The sequence below is a fragment of the Streptomyces minutiscleroticus genome (genome assembly GCF_014650875.1).
Classification (GTDB): domain Bacteria; phylum Actinomycetota; class Actinomycetes; order Streptomycetales; family Streptomycetaceae; genus Streptomyces; species Streptomyces minutiscleroticus.
This window is the reverse complement of record NZ_BMVU01000126.1, coordinates 1-7377: the sequence shown is the minus strand read 5'-3', so window position 1 is coordinate 7377 and position 7377 is coordinate 1. Positions and strand designations below refer to the sequence as shown.

The 7377-nt window shown below is 71.4% G+C and carries 7 protein-coding genes and 2 pseudogenes; 1 reads left to right on the top strand and 8 read right to left on the bottom strand.

Features of this window, described 5'->3' with window-relative positions; all coding sequences use genetic code 11:
* Positions 1 to 262: 262 nt before the first annotated feature.
* The 3 genes from IE271_RS39840 to IE271_RS39830 form a co-directional block, all read right to left on the bottom strand.
* On the bottom strand, positions 263 to 583 hold the full coding sequence (locus IE271_RS39840; protein ID WP_190195324.1) for a hypothetical protein: 321 nt from the start codon (positions 581 to 583) through the stop codon (positions 263 to 265).
* Between the two features lie 170 nt (positions 584 to 753).
* On the bottom strand, positions 754 to 1407 hold the full coding sequence (locus IE271_RS39835) for a response regulator transcription factor (RefSeq protein WP_190195323.1): 654 nt from the start codon (positions 1405 to 1407) through the stop codon (positions 754 to 756).
* 89 nt (positions 1408 to 1496) lie between these two features.
* Positions 1497 to 3164: a sensor histidine kinase gene (locus IE271_RS39830; RefSeq protein ID WP_190195325.1), complete on the bottom strand. Its 1668-nt coding sequence runs from the start codon at positions 3162 to 3164 to the stop codon at positions 1497 to 1499.
* A 297-nt stretch (positions 3165 to 3461) separates the two neighbouring features.
* Here IE271_RS39830 and IE271_RS44435 point away from each other — a divergent pair.
* A pseudogene (locus tag IE271_RS44435) lies at positions 3462 to 4043 on the top strand (winged helix-turn-helix domain-containing protein); the annotation flags it as partial.
* 343 nt (positions 4044 to 4386) lie between these two features.
* On the opposite strand, the gene IE271_RS39825 reads toward IE271_RS44435, so the two are convergent.
* From IE271_RS39825 to IE271_RS39810, 5 genes and pseudogenes are all read right to left on the bottom strand, one after another.
* Complete coding sequence (locus IE271_RS39825; protein WP_190195322.1) at positions 4387 to 5139, bottom strand: hypothetical protein; 753 nt, start codon at positions 5137 to 5139, stop codon at positions 4387 to 4389.
* A gap of 13 nt (positions 5140 to 5152) precedes the next feature.
* A complete protein-coding gene (locus IE271_RS43080) occupies positions 5153 to 5350 on the bottom strand; it encodes a hypothetical protein (protein WP_229919956.1) in 198 nt (65 codons plus the stop codon).
* Between the two features lie 227 nt (positions 5351 to 5577).
* Positions 5578 to 5902, bottom strand: a pseudogene (locus IE271_RS43795) (RHS repeat-associated core domain-containing protein); the annotation flags it as partial.
* 62 nt (positions 5903 to 5964) lie between these two features.
* Positions 5965 to 6285, bottom strand: coding sequence for an NIPSNAP family protein (locus IE271_RS39815; RefSeq protein WP_190195321.1), 321 nt, complete (start codon positions 6283 to 6285; stop codon positions 5965 to 5967).
* A gap of 154 nt (positions 6286 to 6439) precedes the next feature.
* Positions 6440 to 6901: an anthrone oxygenase family protein gene (locus IE271_RS39810; protein ID WP_190195320.1), complete on the bottom strand. Its 462-nt coding sequence runs from the start codon at positions 6899 to 6901 to the stop codon at positions 6440 to 6442.
* Positions 6902 to 7377: the final 476 nt, after the last annotated feature.

Below are 7377 nucleotides of genomic sequence, written 5' to 3'. Positions count from 1 at the left end.
ACAGTGAAGCCCCCGCCCACCGAACTCCAGAACCTCATCGACGCCGTCACCACTGGCAGACCTCTTGACCTCTACTGCCCGGATTAACAAACCACCGTTAGGCGCGCAGCCAGTCGATTTCGACACTGTCCGACATCACTTCGCCGCATCGGCCCCTGCCATGTGTGCCGGCATACCCGGCCGCACGCTGACCGGTCGAGAGCGGACACGAGCGAGCGTGGCGTTCGGCGCAGCAGAACCCGACCACGGCCCTGGCGACAGGTCAGACGATGGAACACGCGCCCCGTACCCGCATGGCTGTGCGCATCGAGCGGATGGCGGTCGGTCGGCCCGGCTTCTTGGACCGGCGGGTGCGGGCCTGGCGCCGCTTCATCACATCGCGGTGCCACCGCACAACGGTGTCGGGCCCGACCAGTAACCGCAGACCGCGCAGCACCCGGCGGGGCAGCGGCACCAGTTGAGCGGCGAGAAACGCCCGATCAGCCGGAGCGAACCTGACCCGGCCCGCACCGGGCCGTCGCTCAAGAAGAGTGATCCGGTGGCGCGGGGCGAGGATCTCCCCGTCCTCGTCGCAGCCGCTCACCGGCAGTAGTTGCAGTGTGGCGAAGAGGTCAGCGACCGTCGGGCAGGCCGGACGAAGCAGTACGAGTGCTCACCCCGCCGCACCATCACAAGCCTCGAGCCGCATGGACGACATCCTCGGCAGGCACACAGCCGAGAAGCCCGGCCCACCCGCCACCAGGCCGGGCGCGCTCAGGCACCCAGGCCGGCGTCCCGCGCCAGCAGCGCGGCCTGCACCCGGTTCTCGCATTCCAGCTTGGCGAGGATCCGGCTCACATACGTCTTGACCGTGGCCTCGCTCATGTGGATCCGCTGACCGGCGTCCGCGTTCGACAGGCCCTCACCCAGCAGAGCCAGCACTTCCAGCTCCCGGTCCGTGAGCTTCTCCAGCCGGCGGCGGGCCCGCTCCTCCCGGTGCGCGGTGCCCCCGGACGCCAGCGAGTCCACGACATGCCGCGTGGCGCCGGGCGACAGGTACGCCTCACCGGCTGCTGCCGCTCGTACCGCACGGATGAGCTCCGTGGGCGCCGAGTCCTTCAGGATGAAGCCCGCGCTTCCCCCGCTCAGCGCGCGCAGCACGTTCTGCCGTTCGCCGAACGTCGTCAGGACCAGCACGCTCACCCGCGGCGCCGCCCGCCGCAGTTCGGCCAGGGCGGTCAGCCCGTCCATGACCGGCATCTGGATGTCGAGCAGTGCGACGTCGATGTGCCGTGTCCGGGCGAGTTCGACCGCCTCGCGGCCGTTCGCCGCCTCGGCGACGACCTCGATGTCATCGGTCGAGGAGAGGATCATCCGGATGCCCGCCCGAATCAGCGGCTCGTCATCCGTCACCAGAACCTTGATCACGACTCTCCTGTGCGGTCCGTCATACATCCGGGCGTCGGACCATCATCCCCGACCGGGTCGGCCGCCCCGATACCAGGCCCCGGCCTTCCTCAGCTCCTGACCTCGAAGGACTTCTTCTCCACCAGTTCGCCGTCCTTGAAGCAGAACCGGAACACCGGTTCCGCCTCCCAGCTGCTTCCCAACTCCGTGGAGAGCAGGGTGAGGCACTGGGCCCCCTCCGGCACGGGCGGCGCGCCTTTCTCCATACCGCTGGTCAGGAAGGAGTCCCCGCCGGGGAGCCGCCCCCGGACCTCCGCCTCGGACTGGCCGACCTTCACCGCGTCGTACTGCTTCGGCTCGATCATGGCCTCGTCGGCCTCGCGGAAAAGGAACACACCGCCGACGATCAGCCCGGCCGTCAGCACCACGGCGACCAGGGCAACCACCCCGCAGCCGATGGCTATGCCGCTGCCCCTCTTGTTCCTGCTCATTGCCCTGGCCAACTCCTTCGGAAGACCGTTCCCGTCGATGACCGGATCACTCTCACCGAAGGAGCCCAGCGGATGCTGCGCCCGAAAGTCGTCCGGGGCAGCGACGAACGTCGCGTCGGCGCCGCCCGCCGAGGTGTACGGCAGGACGCCCGCCAGCCGGAAACCACCGTCGGCCGTGCGGCCCGCGTGCACCATGCCGTCGACGAGCCGGACCCGCTCCTCCAGCCCGGTCAGCCCCTGGCCGCCGGTGGCCACACTGCCGGGCGCCGGTCTTGCCGCCGGGCGGTTGGTGACCTCGACGACCAGGGAGTCCGGCTCGTACCGCAAGCCGACGGCGATCGAAGCGCCGGGAGCGTGCTTGTGGGCGTTGGTCAGGCCCTCCTGGACCACGCGGTACGCCGCGTGGTCCGCAGCCGGGGCGAGCGGGCGCACCTCGCCCGAACGCCGCAGCTCCACCATCGCACCCGCCCTCCGGGACGTCTCCACCAGACTGTCGATGCCGGCCACCCCACGTGACGGCGTCCCGGGGTCCTCCCCGTCCGTCTCCGCGGCCGGTCCCGCGCCACCGGGCGCCTCGGTGCCGTCCCGCAGCAGGCCCACCACGTCGCGCAGCTCGTGCATCGCGGCCACGGACGCCTCACGCAGCACCCCGACAGCCTCGCGCTGCCGCCCGGTCAACTCCCGGTCCACTTCCAGCGCGCCCGTGTGCACCGCGATCAGCGCGAGCTGGTGGCCGAGGTTGTCGTGCATGTCCTGCGCGATGCGCTGACGCTCACGGATCCGGGCGTGCCCGGCTATCATCGCGCGTTCACGTACGAGCTGGGCGTTGTACTCGCGGAGGGTGTCGGTCAGCGTCCGGCGCTGCGCCCAGTAACGTCCGGCGAGACCGGGCACGATGAGCGAGACCAGCAACCACAACCCGCTGAAGACCAGGAGCGAGGGCGAGAGCGGCGGCCGCTCCCACACTGCGGACAGTCCCAGTGACAGACCATAGGCGAGGGCGAAGACACCGGCCCCCCGCCCGAGACCGCCTGTCCGCCGCCCGGCCGACCACGCGGCGATCAGTACGAGGGGCCAGGCCCCCGGGAGCACGACGGAACCGACCGCAGCCACCAGCAACACGGTCGCGGGCAGCACTCGGCGCAGCGGCGACAGCAGCCCGACCCCCAGCGTGACGCCGACCACCCCTGCTCCGCCGTCGTCGCCCAGCAGTCCGGCAACGACCGCCGCCAGAACCAGGCCCAGGGACAGCAACGATTCACCCAGGATGCGCCGGCCGGGCCACATCCCGGGAGCGAACAGGGCCTGCCACGGCGCGGCCGGCCGGAACACCCGGCGCAGCCTCACCGCCGGCGCCTGGTGAGCGGATGCTGCGGGGGCCATGGGTTCCACACGAGTCACACGGCCACGCTAAGCCCTGCCGACCGGCCGCCGCAGTGGCCCTTCGTCGCTGCGGCCCGCGACGAAAGTCGACCGCGACCCCGCGGACCGGTCTACTGATCTCTACGAAGCGTTGTCGGAGAGGATGACGCGGGGTGATCCCTGCGGTGGGCCGGTGGTGTGCGGTAGGCGCAGGGTGGTGGGGTGACCGCCGACCGACGACGGTTCCGGGAGCGGATTCGGTTCGAGGCGGGCGGGCGGGCGGTTCACGCGGGGCGAGAAGAACGCGGCGATCGCGAAGGAACTGCGGGTGGGCGAGCGGTCCGTGGAGCACCGGCGGCGGGCCCGGCGCCAGGGCGGCACGGCCTCTCTGGACTCCGCCGGACCGCCGAGGCGGCCCGAACCGACCGACGACCGGTTCGCCGAGCCGGGACAGGAGCCGGCCCGAGGTCCGGCCCGAGGTCCGGCCGTGCATGGCGGGGGGACCAGCGCTGGACCCTGGCGGGGATCCGGGCACTGATTCTCCGGCGGTACGGGGGACGTCTCGTCGGCGGCGGTGCGGCGGCGGCTGCACCGGCACGGCCGGTCCTGGCAGCCGCCCTCCTACGCACCGGACCTCAACCCGACGGAAGGTGTGTGGTCACCGCTGCGGCGCGGCCCGCTGGCCGACGTCGCCTTCACCGACGACGACCGCCTCGAACGCAGCCTCGCCGCGGCCAGCGGCACATCCGGCACCGCCCCGATCCGGCCGACGGCTGTCTCACCGGCACCGGCCTCGAACCGACCTGTCTCCCGACAACGCCCGAGGAGATCAGTAGGTGTCACCTCCCAGAGCTTGTCGTCGCCGGTGGCCGCGTACGCGGCATGAGGGTCGAGACAGGTGACGCCTGATCATGGCGGGTGACACCACCCCGGGAAGCACCGAAGCCCTTGCCCGGGCCAACCGAGCTTCGGCATCGGCGCGCGGCGCGACCGTTTTCCGGGGGCGCCGAGGAAGACGTCCGCGTGAGTGCCGTTTCTTCCCCTTCCCGGCTGGAGGGAGCAACTTTCCAGGGGAGCGTAGCGGCGAAAGCAGGTGTCATGGAGGACGGTCGCGGATCGTGTGAGGGGCCGGAGGAAATCCGGGCCGTCACCGGTCCCCGTAGTCCTCCACCATGGTGGCGATCAACTCGAGCAGCGCCCCGGCGCGGTACCGGTCCTCGCGCTGGGCGCGCAGAGCCTGGTCAGCGGCCCGCAGCCGGGCCAACGCCGCCGGTTCGCCGTCCGCCACGTCGTCGGCCACCGGCACGGTGACCAGGTCCAGGCACTCGGTGAACAGCCTCCGGGTGGTGCCGGCCGGCGGGGCGGGGTCGGGGTCGGTGAACGCGGTGGTCAAGTACCGGACCGGGTCGGTCAGACGCCAGCCGACGACGGTCGCGTGCTGGACGAGGAGCGCCAGGTCGGGAGCGATGCCGACGCACGCCTCCAACGGCTCGTCGAGCACGTCGAGGGCGCGCAGGCAGACCAGCACACCGTCTTCGGGGGCGCGGCACAGCACCGTGCACGTCTCCAGCCGGAAGTCGCGGACCTCGTCCGCGCGAAGACCGCCCGGACGCGTCGCGGGCATGGCGGGAATGCGAGCGACGCTCTCGTGGTCAGCGGTTGTGTAGGGCATCCGGAACTCGGCCCCCGCCAGTCTCCGGCTCTCCCGGTCGAACCGGAGGACGTCGGGGGTGTCCCACAGCCACTCCTGGCTGCCGAAGGTGGCGGCGAGGAACCGCTCGCGTTTCTCCACGTCCCCGTAGGGAGCAACCGCCACCGAGCTTCCGGCGAAGCGGGGGGTGACGGGCAGCGGGTCGTCCGTCACCGTGGCGCGCCAGTCGTCGTCGAAGGTCAGTTCCATGGTCGCCGCTGCCTCATCTGATCCGTACCGCCGGAGCCATGCAGCCGTTCCTGGCCGGGATCCTGCCGTTCACGATGTCTTCGTGGGTGACCGGCGCACCGGGGTCCGTGGGCTTGCCGCCGAGCGCCGTCGCCCCCGATTCTCCCTTGATCCCCGACGAGCCGTACGCGGTGATGGCCTGACCTTGGGTGCTGCCGGGCCCATAGGGCACGACCACGTCCTCCCCCTGCCGGAAAGGAGGTTTCCGGACGTATCCGTGGAGCGGTACACCGCGTCCGGGTTCTTCGGAATCTCCAGGACCCGTTCGTCGGTGAAGGCGTGCCGCTTGTCCCCGTGATAGTCGGGATGCTTCCTGAGCACGTCGTTCCGCGCCCGAGCGATGACGTCATCCACAATCTTGTCGACCCGCTTCCTGGCCTTCTCCTCCTTGGTGTACTTGGGCATCAGGCCCAACGGGTCGTCCACGTAGGCGACGGGGTCGGGGCGGGAGCGAGGCCGAGCGGGTCGGGGGAGGTGCAGCGGCCGGTCTCCGGGTCGTAGTGGCGGAAGTGGTTGTAGTGGAGGCCGGTCTCGGGGTCGTAGTACTGGCCGGGGAAGCGCAGCGGGGTGTAGGCGCTGCTGTCACGGGCCCAGGCCGTGGTGCCCCAGAGCGTGCTCCGCGAGTGCCAGACGATGTCGCCGGCCTCGTCGATGAGTTCGGTGGGGTGCCGACGAGGTCGGTGGCGACGGCGAAGAACCGGCGGTCGACCTCCTCCTGGCGGTCCCGTCCATCGGCGACGCGGACATCCGCGAGCCCCAGCCGCCCGCCGTGGACGGATGGCCCAGTCACAACAGCGGTGATCCCGCGGAGGGCTTGAACCGGGTCGTCGTCACGTCGACGATCGTGGAGGGATCGAATCCCGCCATGTCCGCCTGGAACTCGGCGCTGCGCATGAACCGCTCGGCGACCTTCTCCGGGTCCTCGCCCTCGGCGTAGGAGACGAGCGCGTACAGCACGAGCGAGCCGTCCTGGGCGGTCCACAGGCCGTGAAGGCCGACGCCGTGGTGAGCGAAGCCGGTCGGATGGCGCGGGTAGTGCACTGTGCGGTAGCTGTCGAACGCCTCCCGGGAGGACAGGGTGTAGGCGCGGAGCTCGTAGGTTCTCATCGTTCGTCTTCCTCGGTGCTGTGGGCCTGCGGCCGTGTCGACGGCAGGGCGTGGTGGGTCGGCGCCTACGATCGGCTCCCGACCGGCCCCGGCATCTGTGCCGAAGCTGGTCGGTGCTGATCAGACGGCCCTTGATCCGCGTTCGGCGGTTTCGTCAGATGAGGACGATCGTGAGGAGGCCGGCCAGCGCCATGGTCTGGAGGAGGGCCCGGGTCCAGATGACGCTGTCCCAGCGCTGCTGGAGTTGCCTGGTGTCCGCCGGGACGGTGCGGTCGGCCGCGGCCGCGCGGAGTCTTTTGTTGATGGGTGCGCTGATGCGCAGGTAGACGGCGAGCCACAGCAGGAGGGCGGCCAGCGCGACGGCTCCGCCGATCCGTGCCGGGGTGCTGTCGTCGGTGGCGGTGGCCAGCGCCGTGGCGACGATGGCCAGGACGCCCGGCACGGGCAGACGGCGGTCTCCGTATGCGTGGACCCTGCCGAGCAGGTCGGCCACGGAGGCGTCGCTCGCGCCGCTCGCGGCCGGGCGCAGGACGAGTGCGCAGAACACGTCGGTGCCGTAGATGATCGCGGCACCGAGGACGGCGATGAGCGCGGCTGTGTCAGCGAGGGTGTTCATGACGAGTGGGATGTCCTTCGTGTGGGGTTGGGGGATGTCTCGGATGTATGCGCTGTGGGGCGGGACGCGGGTGAGGCAGTCGGTCACCGCGACCTCGCGCACGGCGTGCGGTCCTCAAGCGCCGCCACGGCCGGCGACGACCGGCGCGATGAGTCCGTGGGCCGTTCCCACGGCCGCGGCCCGTCACGGCCCGGCGCGGCTGTGCTGAGAGCCGACGACCTGCCACCTGCCGCGCGGACCCGGCCGCCTCGGCGACTTCCTGCGGCTCCGCCCACGAGCCGTGACGTCACTCGTGTACGGGGCGGGAAGGCGCCCGGTTTCCCGGGTGGATGATGTCCACGGGTTTCCGACGTCGCTGAGGGTGTCTGCTGCGGGGGCATCGGGGTGCTCCCGTCGGGGCGGAGTCCCTCGCGGGGGTGGTGGTCAGGACAGCAGCAGTACGGTGCCGGCGGCGGTCATGACCGCGGCGGTGGCGC

Coding starts and splice junctions, on each gene's coding strand:
- IE271_RS39830 (WP_190195325.1), bottom strand. CDS start 3,164: ATGTGGCCCGGCCGGCGCATCCTGGGTGAATCGTTGCTGTCCCTGGGC.
- IE271_RS39825 (WP_190195322.1), bottom strand. CDS start 5,139: ATGGAACTGACCTTCGACGACGACTGGCGCGCCACGGTGACGGACGAC.
- IE271_RS39815 (WP_190195321.1), bottom strand. CDS start 6,285: ATGAGAACCTACGAGCTCCGCGCCTACACCCTGTCCTCCCGGGAGGCG.
- IE271_RS39810 (WP_190195320.1), bottom strand. CDS start 6,901: ATGAACACCCTCGCTGACACAGCCGCGCTCATCGCCGTCCTCGGTGCC.